The following is a 16217-nucleotide window of genomic DNA, read 5'->3' as shown; positions in this document are numbered from 1 at the left end:
GCCGTCAATATTGGGATTAAGGTACCCTAAAAGGTACGTTAATAAATATAAAGAGAGAGTAAAGAGATTATGGGAGGTGAAGAAATGTTCAAAAAGCTTCTGAAGATGAACAAAAAGTTTTTAGTTGTATTGGTCTTGCTTATTGGCGTGTTTTTATCATTTTCAACAGTGAAAACAATGGCCTATTTGGATTCACCGGGTTTTTGTCAAAACTGTCATACGATGAAATCCGTCTATACTTCATTCTTGGATTCCACACATTCGGATTTGCAGTGTAATGACTGTCATCTACCGCATAAGAGTGAAGTCGGAAAGTTATTTTTCAAAGGCCGTGCCGGGATGACGCATATTTATTTCAATACACTCGGAACAGAAAAGATTCCGGATGTAATTGAAGCAACCGCACGCACGAAGGGGATTATGAATGATAATTGTATCTCCTGTCACAAGAGTACGCTTAGCAACGTATCCCATGATGCCAAAGATAGCTGTATTTCCTGTCACAAAACGGTACCACACGGGAAAGGCTTTAAAGATGATCACTATAATAAGCCGCCTGTATCAGGAGAGTTATTAGAAAATAAGGGAGGATTTTAAAAAATGGGAAGGTTCCGATATGGGGCATATCTTTTCCTGCTTGCATTAATGTTAATCATTACTGGCTGCGGCAACGAATCCAGTGATAAAACCGCTTCAGCTGCAGGTAAGAAAACGACAGGCCTTTCAGCAGATGAAATAAGCAATGAAGCATTTAAGGACTTATTTCCGCTTCAATACAACAGTTACAAGAAAAACGAAAAGATGGAAGATACAAAATATAATGGTTCGGTCAAACGAAGTAAGTATGATGCAGACAAAGAACCACTATTGCCCATCCTGTTTAACGGCTATGGATTCGCAACGGAATACAATGAAGATCGCGGCCACACGTATGCGTTAGAAGATATTCGTAATGTCAAACGGATTACTGATAAGTCAGTTGGTTCCTGTTATACCTGTAAATCAACCGCTGTGCCAAAAATGATTGAAGAAATGGGCGACAGCTATTGGGGCGCTAATTTTAACAAAGATATTTGGCCAAAAGGGGAAGCAATGGGTCACTCGCCAATCGGCTGTTCCGACTGTCATGATCCTAAAACAATGGATTTACGTGTTACTCGCCCAAGTCTTTTTAAAGCATTAGAAGCAAAAGGTGTAGATGTGTCAAACCCAACGAAAAATGAAATGCGCAGTTACGTTTGCGGCCAGTGTCATGATGAATATTACTTTGCTGCTAATAATAGTGAAGTTACCTTCCCATGGACAAAAGGCTTCAAACCGGAAGAAATGTATGAATACTACAATACCATTGCCAAGGAAAACGGCTTTGAGAAGGACTGGGTCAGCAATATTTCCGGAACACCGATGCTAAAGGCTCAGCATCCGGAATTTGAAACCCATTTATCGGGTACACATGGGAAGGCAAATGTATCCTGTGCCGATTGCCATATGCCATATGAACGGGTTGATGGAAAAAGAAAGATCACGTCACACTGGTGGACTTCTCCGCTTAAGACCATGCAAACATCTTGCGGCCAGTGTCACGGTGACCGTGATTTAGATAAATTAAAAGATCGTGTGCTTGAAATTCAGGAAGCAAACGTAAGCGGATTACATGATGCCCAAGATATTTCCACTTCCGCTCATTACTATGTTAACAAAATGATTACTTCGGGTGTGAGTGCGGAGAAAATCAAAGAAGCGCAGGAATTTGTGCGTAAGGGTCAATGGTTCTGGGATATTATTGCGGCTGAAAACTCTTCAGGCTTCCATAATCCACAAGGGTCGATGGATTCATTGAGGATTTCGATTGAACAGTCTAACAAAGCGATTCGCCTTGCAACAGAAGAACTTGTGAAAAAAGGTGTCAACATGGAAGTGCTTGATCAGGAAATTGAAAAGGCTAAAAAGGCTGTAGCTGATGAGAAAGTAAATGAGAAGAAAAAAGACCATGCTGTTAACAGCTATTTCCCAGCACAGGCACCAGTTGTACCAACATCGCTCAAAAAATAGACTCTTTCCATGATGAAATTCTTTTTCGTCCGACCAAGAAGGAAGAAGAAATTTGGAAAGAGCCCTTGAAATTGTTTTGGAAAACACTGTTTCCTTTTTGGAGACAGTGTTTTCTTATATTTATTTTGCTGAAATTTCGGTACGCTGTCAATGGTTTCGGTTATGTGCAGCGGGTTCGCGGAATGTATGGAAAAGTTCGCGGAATTATTCAACAATTTCGCGGAATCCAGGCCGAAACCCGCGGAATCATTTCCCTGCGAAATATGGAAAAATAAAAGGATTGCACCTTATCAGAAAAACAATTAAAATAACCAAGGGAATTGAAATAGTTAATGATAAAGGAGCGTTTTTCATGCCACGAGCCTTATGGCTTTTAATCATCGGGATGGCAGTGAATGTAATAGGCTCTTCTTTTTTATGGCCTTTAAATACAATCTATATTCACGATCATTTAGGAAAGTCCTTATCTGTTGCAGGGGTTGTCCTTATGCTCAACTCGGGAGCAAATGTCATCGGAAATCTTTATGGCGGCCATTTATTCGATAAAATGGGTGGTTATAAATCTATCATACTAGGGATTGGTATTTCCCTTTTAGCGCTTATCGGCTTATCTATTTGGCATGATTGGCCACAATACGTTATTTTTCTGACCATCACCGGATTTGGAACAGGAATTATTTTTCCATCTATGTATGCCATGGCAGGTTCAGTTTGGAAAGAAGGCGGGCGGAAATCGTTCAATGCCCTTTATGTCGCGCAAAACCTTGGGGTTGCGGTAGGTGCATCACTTGGCGGGATGGTAGCAGATTACTCTTTCCAATTAATCTTCTTAGCCAATACGATCATGTATGTCATCTTTTTACTAATAGCTGTGATTGGCTATAAGGGAATCGTGGTCGACGCTGTCATACATGATCATAAAGAAAAAGCGTTAAATGTTGTAAGAAGTAAAGTGAACTTACAGGCATTATTGATTGTTTGTGCGGGCTATTTGCTGTGCTGGGTTGCTTATAGCCAATGGACGACAACGATTGCCTCTTACACCCAGGAAATCAATATTTCATTGACGCAATATAGTTTACTTTGGACGATAAACGGTGCGATCATCGTTCTCGGGCAGCCGCTTTTAAATGGTGTCTTAAAGTATTTATCAGCATCACTTAAGGTGCAAATCCTTATTGGAATTGGAATCTTCATCGTTTCCTTTTTAGTTGCCGGAAAGGCGAGCGCCTTTTCAGGATTCCTGGTTGCGATGATCATCTTATCCATCGGTGAAATGTTCATCTGGCCAGCCGTTCCTACCATCGCTTTCGATTTAGCTCCTAAGGGGAGAGAAGGCTTCTATCAAGGAATTGTCAACAGCACCTCAACCGGTGGAAGAATGATTGGCCCCTTACTAGGCGGAATAATTGTTGACATGCAGAGCATGTCCACATTATTTATCCTATTGATTGGACTATTCCTCATCGCAATCGTCACCACCCTGTTGTATGATCGTGGAATAAAAAGGAAAATGGTGTCAGGCACCGTTCGTGGACAAATGTAGGTATTTGTCCACGTGGAAAGGACAGTGTTGATTGTTATCACATTGTTCTTTTTTTTGCTTGTTTAAATGGAGGTATTCTTGTCCATCATGAAAATAGGCGCAAGTTTACTTGCATACTGCCGGAAAATTTAATACAATAACCGTAATACTTTTTATATTAGAAAAACAGTGATCAGGAGTAGTAGTGGTTCATACCCGAAACCAAAAGAGAGTTGGCGGCTGGTGGAAGTCAACCGGGTACATCATGAACTCGCCTTTGAGTTGCAAGCATGAAGGAGCAGTAATGTTTGCCGTTTTCCGCGTTAAGGATGAATGAAGCGAGTGCATGAGCACTAATGTGGGTGGTACCGCGGGAAGATACATACAATCCTCTCGTCCCTTTTGGGATGAGAGGTTTTTTATTTTTATCTAGCTGCAGCGCCTAGCCCCTCGAGGTCATAAGCCAATCCGGCAAGAAGGTTAAAAAACAACCTTCTCACCGGCTCGTCTTATGCTTGTCGGGGCTGAACAAGGCGCTTCCGCTTTTATCTTTTTTTAGGAGGAACAGACAATGAGTTTCGACCATCAGCAAATTGAAAAGAAATGGCAACAAAAATGGGAAACAGAAAAAATATTCAAAACAAGTGAAGAATACGATAAACGCAAATTCTATGCTTTAGATATGTTTCCATATCCATCAGGGGCTGGACTTCATGTTGGACACCCTGAAGGTTATACCGCAACAGATATTCTTTCCCGTTTAAAACGAATGCAGGGATATAATGTTCTTCATCCAATGGGATGGGACGCATTCGGACTTCCGGCAGAACAATATGCGTTGGATACAGGTAACGATCCCGCAGAATTTACCGAACAGAACATTAATACTTTTCGCAGACAAATTAAAGCATTAGGTTTCTCCTATGACTGGGATCGTGAAGTAAACACAACAGATCCGGAATATTATAAATGGACACAGTGGATTTTCTTAAAGCTTTGGGAAAAAGGCCTCGCCTATATTGATGAGGTCGCCGTAAACTGGTGTCCGGCACTAGGAACCGTATTAGCAAATGAAGAAGTAATCGATGGCAAAAGTGAACGCGGCGGACATCCAGTAGAGCGCCGTCCGATGAAGCAATGGATGTTAAAAATCACCGCCTATGGTGATCGTTTACTTGAAGACCTAGAAGAATTAGATTGGCCTGAGAGCTTGAAGGAAATGCAGCGCAACTGGATTGGCCGCTCTGAAGGTGCGGAAGTTACTTTCGCAATTGATGGACATGAGGAAACCTTCACGGTTTTTACAACCCGTCCGGATACTTTATTTGGTGCCACATATGCCGTATTAGCTCCGGAACACGCATTTGTTGATAAAATTACGACAGCTGAGCAACGTGCGGCGGTTGAAGCCTATTTAGATAAAGTCAAAACTAAGAGCGACCTTGAGCGTACTGACCTTGCAAAAGAGAAAACAGGTGTTTTCACCGGTGCATATGCCATTAATCCAGCCAATGGTGAAAAAATGCCAATCTGGATTGCTGATTATGTATTGGTCAGCTACGGAACTGGCGCCATCATGGCTGTTCCAGCACATGATGAACGTGATTATGATTTTGCCAAAGAATTCAATTTAGCAATCAAGCCAGTTGTCGCCGGCGGTGATGTCGAGAAAGAAGCCTACACTGGTGACGGGGAACACATCAACTCTGAATTCCTAAACGGCTTAAATAAAGAAGACGCGATTTCTAAAATGATTTCCTGGTTAGAGGAAAAAGGCATCGGTACGAAAAAAGTAACATTCCGTTTACGCGATTGGTTATTCAGTCGTCAGCGTTATTGGGGTGAACCGATTCCGATTATCCATTGGGAAGATGGCACAATGACAGCTGTTCCTGAAGAGCAGCTTCCATTGATGTTACCAAAAACAAAAGATATCAAACCATCCGGAACAGGTGAATCACCACTTGCCAATATTGCTGATTGGGTAAATGTTGTGGATCCGGAAACAGGCAAAAAGGGTCGTCGTGAAACCAATACAATGCCACAATGGGCCGGCAGCTGCTGGTACTATTTACGGTATATTGATCCGAAAAACAGTGAAGCACTTGCTTCCGCCGAAAAATTAAAACATTGGTTACCGGTTGATATTTACATTGGCGGTGCTGAGCATGCCGTGCTTCACTTGCTATATGCCCGCTTCTGGCATAAATTTTTATATGATATTGGTGTGGTCCCAACCAAAGAGCCATTCCAAAAGCTATTTAACCAAGGGATGATTTTAGGCGAAGGCAATGAAAAAATGAGTAAATCAAAAGGAAATGTTGTTAATCCTGATGATATTATCGATAGTCATGGTGCGGATACACTTCGTTTATATGAAATGTTTATGGGCCCGCTTGATGCCTCAATTGCGTGGTCAACAAATGGATTGGACGGTTCCCGTCGCTTCCTTGACCGGATCTGGCGCTTATTTGTCGAAGAAGATGGCTCATTAAGTCCGAAAATCCAGTCAACTGATGAGACTACCAACTTGGAGAAAGTTTATCATCAAACAGTTAAGAAAGTGACCGAGGATTACGAAGGTTTACGCTTCAATACCGCAATTTCACAAATGATGGTTTTCATTAATGAAGCGTACAAAGCAACTGTCCTTCCTAAGGATTATGTGGAGGGCTTAGTTAAAATGCTTGCTCCTGTTAGCCCGCATATTGCTGAAGAACTTTGGGAAAAGATAGGACATAGCGGCACGATTTCCTATGAGGCATGGCCTGCATATGATGAAGCAAAACTGGTTGATGAGGAAGTTGAAATTGTCATTCAAGTTAACGGCAAGGTAAAAACGAAATTGATGGTACCAACGGATGCCAGTAAAGAGGCATTAGAAGGAATTGCAATGGATGATGACCGAGTGAAGGAACAAATCGAAGGAAAAACAATTCGTAAAGTCATCACAGTACCAGGGAAATTAGTAAATATCGTAGCAAATTAAAACAAAGGAATATCCCCCCTAATTTCTGGGGGGATATCTTTCTGGAAGGATGAGTGGGATGGAAGAAATTCAAACGATTACACCAGAAGAGTTACAAAAGAAGCTTGAGGCAGGGGAGAAACTTGAACTTGTCGATGTGAGAGAAGATGAAGAAGTAGCAGCGGGAATGATTCCAGGTGCCAAGCATATTCGCATGGGGGATATTCCTATTAACTTGGATTATTTTGATAAGGATAAAGAGTATATCTTTATTTGCCGTTCAAGCGGGCGCAGTGGGAATGTTTGTCATTATCTGCAGGATCAGGGCTACAAAGTCCGTAACATGGTTGGCGGTATGTTGCAATGGACAGGAGAAACAAACTAACCGATTCCTTTTATGGAATCGGTTTTTCTAATATGTTTGTAACCAATAGATAGAGAATTGGATTCCCATCATGATGCACCTTTCAATTTAACCTCAAAAAGAAGGTTACTTGATTCATCTAAAAATAAACTTACCCTCCGTATTTTTAAAATTCTGAAAAACTGTCAATAATGATAGAAAAATAAGAGAGGAAGTTCGCGGTGATACAGGTTAAACTATTTGATCGGGAGCATGAGAAGGATCTAGAGAAGGAAATGAATCGCTTTTTGAAAGGAATAGATGAAAAGAGTCTGCTAGATATAAAATATAATGTTGCGGCAATGACGGAGGAAGAAGAGGAAGAGCAGATTTATTGCTTTTCGGCGATGATAATTTATAAGGCCTGATATTACATCAGGCCTTTTTTGGTCAACAAAGCAGCATTGGTTCCGGCAAGCCTGCCGGTTACGAGGGCAGAGGTAATATTATATCCTCCGGTGTACCCATGCACATCAAGAATTTCACCGCAAAAATATAAACCTCCCATTAATTTGGAGCCCATTGTCTGCGGTTCGATTTCTTTAACAGACACACCTCCACCGGTCACGAATGCCTTTTCCAGTGGAAGGGTGCCATTTACCTTGATTGAGAATTGCTTGCAGCTTTTGGCAAAACTACGAATTTTTTCGTTTGAAATGGTGCTGCCTTGTTCAGATGGGTCAATCCCACTTTGTTCTAAAAGGAATAGTAGATATCGTTCAGGAACAAGACCTTTTAACGTATTTTTAATACTTTTCTTAGGCTCACTTTTAACAAGCATGTTGATTTCTTGAAAAATTCCTTCTTCCTTTTTGTCCGGCAATACATCAATACTCATCGTAACTTCTTTCAGATTCCACTTCTTCATTGCTTTAACAACAAACTGGCTGCAGCGTAGAACTGCTGGTCCGCTGAGACCAAAATGGGTAAACAGCATATCCATTCGGTGGGTGATAATTGGTTTGCCCTTTGGATTCAACACACTCAAATTAACGTCCCTTAAAGCTAAACCTTGAAGTGATTTATTTTTGATAAAGGGTTCGTTGGACGTAATGGGTACTTCCGTCGGAAACAGGTCTGTAATCGTGTGCCCAGCTTTCTTCGCCCAGGCATAACCATCACCCGTCGAACCAGTATGGGGAACAGACTTTCCGCCAACGGCAATGACAATTGATTTTGTCCCGATCTTTTGCCCGTCCTTCAACAAAACCGCCGCAACAGTTCCATTTTCATAAATAACGTCTGCCACCGGACTGTTTCTGAAAATTCTTACATGGAGCTTTTCTAATTGTTCTAAAAGTGCATCGACAACCGATTGGGCTTTATTCGAAACCGGGAACATCCGTCCGTGATCCTCTTCCTTTAAACCGACGCCTAATTTTTCAAAGAATTTAATAATATCTTCATTACTAAAAATCGAAAAAGCACTATATAAAAACTTCCCATTACCCGGCAAGTGTTTAATGATTTCTTCGATAGGCAGGCGGTTGGTAACATTACAGCGCCCGCCACCGGAAATCGCCAACTTCCGTCCAAGCTTGTCTCCTTTATCAATTAACAAAACCTTTGCCCCTTTTTCACCGGCAGCAATAGCGGCCATTAACCCGGAAGGACCACCGCCAATGACAATGACATCATATTCCATATTTACACCAACTTTATAGTAATCATCCCTTCATTATAAACAAAACTTGTGAAAATAAAACGAAAACCGATGGATTCTTAATAAAAATAACTAGGTTGTGAGTAGCGTCTGAGTGAAAGAAGTTGTAAACTACTAATAGTGTGCAAAAAAGGTCGAATTTACTTGATAAAGCGCTTTGCGCTTTTCGAAATAGGAAGGGATTATATGCAATCAAAGCTCTTAAGGGGTACATTTATATTAACGCTAGGTACGATATTATCAAAGGTGATTGGCTTAATTTACGTTATTCCTTTTTATCAAATTGTTGGTAAACACGGGACACAGCTTTATTCTTACTCGTATGTTCCATATACCATTTTTATTAGTATCGCAACAGCAGGGGTGCCGCTCGCGGTCTCGAAATTTATTGCAAAATATAATGCATTGGAAGAATACGCGGTTGGACGTAAGTTGTTTAAATCTGGTTTAATGGTCATGTTCCTAACCGGGTTTGTATCGTTTTTATTCATGTACCTTGGTGCACCATTAATGGCAAAAATCAGTCATCCTAGTAAAGAGGACATGGATAGTGTCATTACTGTCATTAGGGCTGTCAGCTTTGCGCTGATTGTCGTTCCATTTATGAGCTTGATTCGGGGTTATTTTCAAGGACATCAATCAATGGGCCCGTCGGCCGTTTCACAGGTAGTGGAACAAGTCGTCCGTATTGTCTTTACACTTGCTGGAGCGTATGTTGTTTTAAAATTCTTAAATGGGACGATTGTATCTGCTGTTAGTGTGGCAACCTTTGCAGCCTTTATTGGTGCTATTGGTGGCTTGGTTGTTTTATTTTGGTATTGGTTTAAAAGAAAACCATATTTAAATCAACTTTTAGAACATGATAAAGGAACAATTGATATCTCTTTAAAGGAGATTTATAAAGAAATATTTATATATGCAGCTCCGTTCGTTTTTGTTGGGATTGCCAATCCATTATTCCAATTCATTGACCAATTTACGCTGAGCCGGACTTTGATGGAAATGGGCATGAAGAGAAGCTTAGCCGACGTTGCTTTCGGTATCTTGAACTTTGAGTCACATAAAATTGTTATTATCCCTGTCTCACTAGCAACCGCTTTTTCCTTAACACTTGTACCGAGCATCACAAAGGCATTTATTGAGAATGATCGCAAAAACTTGAACCGCCAATTAAATCAGACTTTTCAAGTCTTATTATTTTTAACATTACCAGCAGCTATTGGACTATCCTTATTGGCAGAGCCTGTTTATACTGCGTTTTATGAGCATGATCCACTCGGCACTCAAGTATTGGGTGCTTATGCTCCAGTTGCAATTTTGTTTTCTCTGTATTCGGTTACTGCCGCTATCCTGCAGGGGATAAATGAACAGAGGTTCACCATATTAAGTCTACTTGTTGGCCTGCTAGTAAAACTTTCCCTAAATATTCCACTCATCAAAATGTTTGAAACAAAAGGGGCAGTCCTTGCTACGGCACTAGGTTACATTGTAGCCATCGTGATTAATCTTATTGTAATAAAGACATTTTCTCGCTATCCATTCCGTCTTGTTTGGCGGAGGAGTTTATTAATTGTGATTTTCGCAGGATTAATGTGGGCTGGGACAGAGATTGCTTATAAATTAATGCTATTATTCCTTTCTCCAGCGTCCAAGCTGCAGTCAGTACTAATGATTTTTATAAGTGCTGGAGTTGGAGCCGCTATCTACTTTTACTTAGGTTTTAAATCGGGACTTGTCCACCGTTTATTCGGAGACAGAATTGACCGCTTAATGAACAAACTAAAACCTGGAAGGAGGAGAAGCGTTGAGAATTGATAAAATGCTGGCGAACCTAGGTTACGGTAGCCGCAAGGAAGTCAAGCAGCTGCTCAAAGGCGGTGCGGTTAAGGTTGACGATATTGTTGTCAAGGATGCCAAGCAACATGTCGATACCGCCAAACAAACGGTCACCTTAAATGGTGAAGTGGTAGAATACAGGGAATTTATTTATTTAATGATGAACAAGCCGCAAGGAGTATTATCAGCAACAGAGGATAATTGCTGCGAGACCGTCATCGATTTGTTGGAGATGGAGGATCAGGTATATGAGCCATTCCCAGTCGGTCGGTTGGACAAGGATACGGAAGGATTGCTGCTGATCACGAATGACGGTCAATTGGCACACAAGTTGCTTTCTCCGAAAAAACATGTGCCAAAGAAGTATTTCGCAGTGATTGATAGTGAGGTAACGGAGAAGGATATTGAGGTCTTCGCGAAAGGTGTAACCTTGGACGACGGCTACGAAACAAAGCCCGGCGAATTAAAAATCTTAAAATCCGGCATCCGCTCCGATATTGAACTAACCATTACCGAAGGCAAATTTCATCAGGTGAAAAGAATGTTTGAAGCTGTTGGAAAAAAGGTCGTTTATCTTAAGCGGATTTCAATGGGCCCACTTCCGTTAGATGAAACACTTGAGCTTGGTGAATACCGGGAATTAACGGATGAAGAAGTCGAGCTATTGAGAGAGTATCAAGTAAAATAGAGAAAAAGCAGCTAATTTGTCTAACGGGTTCAGATACCTGTCACATTTTATGAAATTGCATTTAAAAATGTCTTTATGTTTGTTATACCTTTTGTCCTGCAAAATGCAGGGCTTTTTGTTATGTGTAAGAACATTATAAAGTGTCGATAAACCTAATGTATAGAGCATTTTAAGTTTTTAAGGACAAGGCTCGGTTATAACTGAATGTTGATTTCACCCTGTTTGAACAATAAACGTAAAAATTCCGCTTAAATTGGGAAATACCTATATTTCCTTAAAAATAAAGGAAGTTTTTTCTGTTATATGTATGAAATCTTTGGATTTTGCTTTATTTGGAGGAGTTAGCCGGAAAAATTTCGCTTATTTCTGCTTCTTAAGCTCTCTTTTGTATATTAGCCGGAAATTCTCCGCTTATGAATTCTCATAGCTACTCGAAAATCAACTATAGCCAAGGCCGAAGAAAAACGTGGAATTGTAAATAAAAATCACAGCATTTGCAGTCCTATTTGCAAGGTAACAGAAATCTCTGTATCCTTACCTTTTGATGCAAATTGGACTACAGTTTCACGCCTATTTTTATAATTTTCCGCGTAATATCAATAAAAAAGGACCATCAATTTCACATACAAATTGATGGTCCTTTTAATATGCATTTTGAATTTTTGTGATAGGAAACAGAACTCGTTGTAATTTGTCAGCTGCTTTTTCTCATTTCTACTGATATACGCTAATATTCCTTTACAATACCTCTTCGAGCCCGGTTCATGACTACTTTAAGCATTCAGAAAGGACTTCAACATCCAATTATGCTTAGTAAGCTTGCCAATAAGTCCAAGGAACATATCGCTGGTCACTTCGTCATTAACTTGCTCCGCTACTTCCATCCCGGCTTTTAATTCATCAATGATTAGAGTAAAGTCGTGAATCACTGCTTGTACCATTTCTTCAGCTGATACCTTTTCATTGGTTTCTTCGATTGTAGCAAGTTGAAGCACCTCTTTTAAAGTTGAAACGGGGCTGCCGCCAATTGCCAGTAATTGTTCGGCAAATTCATCCATCGTTGCTGTTGCTTCTTCGTATAGTTCTTCAAATTTGGCATGCAGGGTAAAGAAGTGAGGTCCTTTAACATACCAGTGAAAATGGTGTAATTTTGTGTATAATACGTTCCAGTTTGCGATTTGTTGGTTAAGTACTTGTTCGATTGTCATTTAACATTCCTCCTAATTTCTTATCTGTTTTTATTATAACATATATCATTTTATAATCAATACTAAATTATAATAATTATAAATAAGATTATGATTAATTTTTTGAAAAAGAGTCATACCCATTAACATTTTTTATCCAAATCCTTGCGTTTTCACCATTTTGGTCGGCAATCCAAAGGTCCCTCTGTAAATCAACAAGATCCGTGAAACGCAACCATGATAATTTTTTCACTGCGGGAATATAAATAGGATCGTAATCCCCATAGTCCTTAGGGGGATGGGTTATTTGTGTTTGTTTTTGTTCGTCGATCTTGATTAAAAATAATGATGGGTCTGGCCGCTGCTTAGCATCATTCGACCATGGACTTTCTTTTACTCGTGAAACAACTAATGAATGATTACTCATCCATGTAAATCCTAGTTCCGCAAACTTTGGTGGTGTAAGGCTAATGGAATTAAAAGTAGGTAGTTCGGTTACCTTCATATTTTTATCCTTAAATCCAAAAACAATTCTGCCGCCGCCGGCAATATAGCCTAAGCGATTTTTGTGGAATGACCATTTTACAATAGAGTCCCCATTCATTTCATCCATTACTTCGAAGTTTTGACCATCAGACGAAATCACACAGACAAAATTGCTATCCATTGACCATGAAGCCGTGGGACTGACAACAAAAGAAATCCATTTTCCATCAGGAGAAAATTGGAATTTATAGGCGTCAATTGCTAACAAGCTCCTATTCCCCTTTTTCAATTCACTAGGAATGGTATAAAGCTTTTTCACGTTTTTGGTCAAGCTGGTGAGTTTCGCAAAATTTTTTTCAAGTCTAATTTGAAATAGGACAGGGTTTGTCCATCCATCGGGTCTAAGCGAAGCACCTGAAGCTGTAATGAACGAGCGGCCATCCGGGTACCAGTTATAATCACCTACACCTAACGCAATATTATAAAAGTGCTCAAGGTTCGATACATTTAGGACACCACCGCTTTTAAAAGCCAGGATATTCTCAACTGGCGACCATTTAGGGTTGGTTCCATCAAGTGTAATCCGTTTGTGCTTTTTCGTTTTCAGGTGATACACCCATATTTCTGTTTGGGATTCCATGTTAGAATTTAGTTTTTTTTTCGCTTCCACTTGATAAGCAATCCAATTTCCATCATGTGACCATTGGGGCGGATAATCGTACTTACCTGGTACCTTTGTGATTTTTTCCTCCTTGCCGTTCATTTTTGTCCAGAGAAAACCGTCTCTAATAAACGCTACCTTTACGCTATTTTCATTGACCGTTTCTGCGTTTACCAAACTCATTGGCAGCAATAATAGAAACATCAGTACGAAACAAAGCTTTTTTTTCATCCTTTCACCTCATACTAGAAGACCTTAAATTATTTTCCACAAGTTAGTGTGAAATATGAATATATAAGTAACCGCAGAATTTGGATTTTTTTGATAGAGAGTATCTTTGGGAAAAAAATAAGTAACAGGGTGTAACAATGGGTACTATAAATCCTAAATAGGTTTTAGGATATGAAGGGGGAAGAATCATGAGACTTACACATGAACAGGCCATTGAGTTACATGGCTTCAATAACCTTACGAAGTCACTAAGCTTTAATATGTATGACATTTGTTTTACAAAAACGCGGGAAGAGCGGGAAGCGTATTTAAACTATATTGATGAACAATATAGTGGGGAAAGATTGCAGAAAATATTAACACATGTTTCCGATATAATTGGTGCCCATGTTCTTAATGTAGCAAGTCAGGATTTTGAACCGGCGGGGGCAAGTGTGACTTTGTTGGTATCAGAAGGCCCGGTTGCCAATGCCCCTTCAGAGTCCTTTGAGGAATCCCCGGGTCCGCTCCCGGAATCAGTAGTCATGCAGTTAGATAAAAGCCATATTACAGTCCATACATATCCGGAATTTCATCCTGATGAAGGGATCAGTACATTTCGGGCGGATATTGATGTCTCCACCTGTGGTGAGATTTCGCCGCTTAAGGCACTCCATTATTTAATCCGGGCGTTTGAGACAGATGTTATGACGATCGATTACCGTGTTCGCGGTTTTACAAGGGATAAAACGGGGCACAAGCTATTTATTGACCACGAAATCAACTCGATTCAGAATTACATTCCAGAAGATGTTGGCGAGTTATTCGATATGATTGACGTCAATGTCTATCAGGAGCATATTTTTCACACAAAATGTAAGCTGCGTGAATTTGATTTAAATAACTATTTATTTGGTTATACGAAAGAGAAGCTAACACCAGATGAACATATTGAAATTACCGAAAGATTGAAGCAAGAGATGGATGAAATTTTTTATGGAAAAAATATCGTTCCATGAAAAAGAGCTCGGTTTGTACTGCACCCCAAAAGTCAGATTTCACTCTACCTTTTGGGGTGCAGTACATTCTCCATGTGTAAGATTAACTATTTAACAAATGATGCAGCATTCGATTTTTATCATCAAAAAATTGCTTCATTATCCGATAATGGTTTGTTTCTTCGAGTTTGCACTCTCGAATTCCTTCTTCGCTGAATTCGAAGATTTTTGCATCCGGATACGCCATGATGATCGGCGAATGGGTAGCAATAATAAATTGGGAGTTCTCGTTAACCAAGTCGTGAATCCGCGTCAGCATCGACATTTGCCGGAGAGGTGAAAGGGCTGCTTCTGGTTCGTCCAAAAGATAGAGTCCGTTTCCTCCGAAGCGATGAAGAAACGTAGCAAAAAATGCCTCGCCATGTGACTGTTCATGCAAGGATAGACCGCCAAAGGAATCAATGATTGGCCGGCCGCCACCTGCCTGATCCAATTCCTCAATGTTTGAAGCCACATTATAAAAACTTTCTGCGCGCAAGAAAAAGCCATCCTTCGGTTTTTCAATCCCTTTGATCAATTTGAGATAGTCACTAAGTGATGAATGGGAGTCAAAGGTGGAAAAGTTAAAATTAAACGAACCGCCCTCCGGATTGAAGCCCAAAGCAACGGCAATCGCCTCAAGCAAAGTGGATTTACCCATCCCATTTTCACCAATAAGAAACGTCACCTTCGGATGAAAAGAAAGTTCGTCTAATGCCTTCAAACTCGGCAGGTTGAAGGGGTATTTTTTTAAAGAAGGGATTTCATCTCGCTTTATTTGGATACTTCTTATATATTGAGTGGTTAACATACATCCTACCCCTTCATTTTTTAATCATTGTATCATGGAAAGTGGTAAATGATGGCGCGATAAGTTAGGTGTAAACGCATATTTCTAATGCCTATCCCATACATTGAAATGACAAGAGGATGGGGGGATGTCTATGCAATTTTACTATGGATCGCAAATGCCGCTGCGTATTTTGGATGAGGCAGAATTTTGGAAGCATCAGGAAGAGGAACATACGGTTGTTATTCGCGAGCTGGTGTCAGGACTGGAGCCTGAGTTTGTCGATGCCTTGAAAAAATGGGAACAAGCTCTTGGGGAAACACACAAACAGGTTGTCAGTTTCATTGAATCCGTCATTCGGTCGGGTTCACAGGTATCAAATCAATTGTATCAGCAGGTGCTCCAGCTCGTCTCCTATTGCTTGGAGGAGAGTGAATCATTTATTCAATTATGTGAGCAAATCAAGACACATAGCCAAGCAGTCAGCGGTAATCATACGGCTAAAGTAGTTTTAAATCATATCATTCGTGAATCCGAGTATTTTGTGGGTATAGCTCGGGCGCTGCTTTCCAGCGGTCAATAATTTTGAATGAAAAAAGATATTTAAGGTGACTCTACAAAATGTGTAGAGTCGCCTTTTTACGCTTGACATGAAACCAAAAGGTGTTATATTATTTTAAAGTAAAACCAATTAGTTTCGTATTTTAAAAA

Annotated in this window: 14 protein-coding genes and 1 other annotated feature; of the genes, 10 read left to right on the top strand and 4 right to left on the bottom strand. The window is 40.2% G+C overall.

What is annotated here, in order from left to right; genetic code table 11:
* Window positions 1–84: 84 nt before the first annotated feature.
* From RCG19_RS04230 to RCG19_RS04205, 6 genes are all read left to right on the top strand, one after another.
* On the top strand, window positions 85–597 hold the full coding sequence (locus RCG19_RS04230) for a NapC/NirT family cytochrome c (protein WP_166238985.1): 513 nt from the start codon (window positions 85–87) through the stop codon (window positions 595–597).
* A gap of 3 nt (window positions 598–600) precedes the next feature.
* On the top strand, window positions 601–2052 hold the full coding sequence (locus RCG19_RS04225) for an ammonia-forming cytochrome c nitrite reductase subunit c552 (RefSeq protein WP_308109803.1): 1452 nt from the start codon (window positions 601–603) through the stop codon (window positions 2050–2052).
* A 352-nt stretch (window positions 2053–2404) separates the two neighbouring features.
* The gene (locus RCG19_RS04220) at window positions 2405–3598 is read left to right on the top strand and encodes an MDR family MFS transporter (protein ID WP_308109802.1); all 1194 of its coding nucleotides are present in this window, start codon (window positions 2405–2407) and stop codon (window positions 3596–3598) included.
* Window positions 3599–3757: 159 nt separating this feature from the next.
* Window positions 3758–3981: a binding site (T-box leader), on the top strand.
* A gap of 167 nt (window positions 3982–4148) precedes the next feature.
* On the top strand, window positions 4149–6566 hold the full coding sequence (leuS, locus tag RCG19_RS04215) for a leucine--tRNA ligase (RefSeq protein WP_308109800.1): 2418 nt from the start codon (window positions 4149–4151) through the stop codon (window positions 6564–6566).
* A 58-nt stretch (window positions 6567–6624) separates the two neighbouring features.
* Window positions 6625–6930, top strand: a complete 306-nt coding sequence (locus RCG19_RS04210; RefSeq protein ID WP_308109799.1) for a rhodanese-like domain-containing protein — start codon at window positions 6625–6627, stop codon at window positions 6928–6930.
* A gap of 200 nt (window positions 6931–7130) precedes the next feature.
* Complete coding sequence (locus RCG19_RS04205) at window positions 7131–7316, top strand: sporulation protein Cse60 (protein WP_166238993.1); 186 nt, start codon at window positions 7131–7133, stop codon at window positions 7314–7316.
* Window positions 7317–7318: 2 nt separating this feature from the next.
* Here the strand turns inward: RCG19_RS04205 and RCG19_RS04200 are convergent, their stop codons facing one another.
* Entirely contained in the window at window positions 7319–8593 is a 1275-nt protein-coding gene (locus RCG19_RS04200) for a BaiN/RdsA family NAD(P)/FAD-dependent oxidoreductase (RefSeq protein ID WP_308109798.1), read from the bottom strand.
* 204 nt (window positions 8594–8797) lie between these two features.
* Here RCG19_RS04200 and RCG19_RS04195 point away from each other — a divergent pair, with 204 nt between their 5' ends.
* Both RCG19_RS04195 and RCG19_RS04190 read left to right on the top strand, forming a co-directional pair.
* Window positions 8798–10426, top strand: coding sequence for a putative polysaccharide biosynthesis protein (locus RCG19_RS04195; protein ID WP_308109796.1), 1629 nt, complete (start codon window positions 8798–8800; stop codon window positions 10424–10426).
* Window positions 10416–11135 carry a pseudouridine synthase gene (locus RCG19_RS04190; RefSeq protein WP_308109795.1) on the top strand — a complete coding sequence of 240 codons (720 nt, stop codon included), beginning with the start codon at window positions 10416–10418 and terminating at the stop codon, window positions 11133–11135. Before RCG19_RS04195 ends, RCG19_RS04190 begins: the two co-directional genes overlap by 11 nt.
* Before the next feature lie 773 nt (window positions 11136–11908).
* On the opposite strand, the gene RCG19_RS04185 is transcribed toward RCG19_RS04190, so the two are convergent.
* Together RCG19_RS04185 and RCG19_RS04180 are read right to left on the bottom strand one after the other, a co-directional pair.
* On the bottom strand, window positions 11909–12343 hold the full coding sequence (locus tag RCG19_RS04185) for a Dps family protein (protein WP_308109794.1): 435 nt from the start codon (window positions 12341–12343) through the stop codon (window positions 11909–11911).
* A gap of 94 nt (window positions 12344–12437) precedes the next feature.
* On the bottom strand, window positions 12438–13700 hold the full coding sequence (locus RCG19_RS04180; protein WP_308109793.1) for a TolB family protein: 1263 nt from the start codon (window positions 13698–13700) through the stop codon (window positions 12438–12440).
* 188 nt (window positions 13701–13888) lie between these two features.
* Here RCG19_RS04180 and speD point away from each other — a divergent pair, with 188 nt between their 5' ends.
* The gene (gene speD / locus RCG19_RS04175) at window positions 13889–14698 is read left to right on the top strand and encodes an adenosylmethionine decarboxylase (RefSeq protein WP_166239005.1); all 810 of its coding nucleotides are present in this window, start codon (window positions 13889–13891) and stop codon (window positions 14696–14698) included.
* 82 nt (window positions 14699–14780) lie between these two features.
* Here speD and RCG19_RS04170 read toward each other — a convergent pair whose 3' ends face one another.
* On the bottom strand, window positions 14781–15527 hold the full coding sequence (locus RCG19_RS04170) for an AAA family ATPase (protein ID WP_308109792.1): 747 nt from the start codon (window positions 15525–15527) through the stop codon (window positions 14781–14783).
* A gap of 133 nt (window positions 15528–15660) precedes the next feature.
* On the opposite strand from RCG19_RS04170, the gene RCG19_RS04165 reads away from it, so the two are divergent.
* A complete protein-coding gene (locus RCG19_RS04165; protein WP_308109791.1) occupies window positions 15661–16089 on the top strand; it encodes a DUF2935 domain-containing protein in 429 nt (142 codons plus the stop codon).
* Window positions 16090–16217: the final 128 nt, after the last annotated feature.

The organism is Neobacillus sp. OS1-2 (genome assembly GCF_030915505.1).
Lineage (GTDB): Bacteria > Bacillota > Bacilli > Bacillales > Cytobacillaceae > Neobacillus.
This window is presented reverse-complemented; position numbering and strand designations above follow the sequence as displayed.

Excerpts from the sequence above, each read along its gene's own strand:
- RCG19_RS04230 (WP_166238985.1), top strand. The coding sequence starts at position 85 with ATGTTCAAAAAGCTTCTGAAGATGAACAAAAAGTTTTTAGTTGTATTG.
- RCG19_RS04225 (WP_308109803.1), top strand. The coding sequence starts at position 601 with ATGGGAAGGTTCCGATATGGGGCATATCTTTTCCTGCTTGCATTAATG.
- RCG19_RS04220 (WP_308109802.1), top strand. The coding sequence starts at position 2,405 with ATGCCACGAGCCTTATGGCTTTTAATCATCGGGATGGCAGTGAATGTA.
- leuS (WP_308109800.1), top strand. The coding sequence starts at position 4,149 with ATGAGTTTCGACCATCAGCAAATTGAAAAGAAATGGCAACAAAAATGG.
- RCG19_RS04210 (WP_308109799.1), top strand. The coding sequence starts at position 6,625 with ATGGAAGAAATTCAAACGATTACACCAGAAGAGTTACAAAAGAAGCTT.
- RCG19_RS04200 (WP_308109798.1), bottom strand. The coding sequence starts at position 8,593 with ATGGAATATGATGTCATTGTCATTGGCGGTGGTCCTTCCGGGTTAATG.
- RCG19_RS04195 (WP_308109796.1), top strand. The coding sequence starts at position 8,798 with ATGCAATCAAAGCTCTTAAGGGGTACATTTATATTAACGCTAGGTACG.
- RCG19_RS04185 (WP_308109794.1), bottom strand. The coding sequence starts at position 12,343 with ATGACAATCGAACAAGTACTTAACCAACAAATCGCAAACTGGAACGTA.
- RCG19_RS04180 (WP_308109793.1), bottom strand. The coding sequence starts at position 13,700 with ATGAAAAAAAAGCTTTGTTTCGTACTGATGTTTCTATTATTGCTGCCA.
- speD (WP_166239005.1), top strand. The coding sequence starts at position 13,889 with ATGAGACTTACACATGAACAGGCCATTGAGTTACATGGCTTCAATAAC.
- RCG19_RS04170 (WP_308109792.1), bottom strand. The coding sequence starts at position 15,527 with ATGTTAACCACTCAATATATAAGAAGTATCCAAATAAAGCGAGATGAA.
- RCG19_RS04165 (WP_308109791.1), top strand. The coding sequence starts at position 15,661 with ATGCAATTTTACTATGGATCGCAAATGCCGCTGCGTATTTTGGATGAG.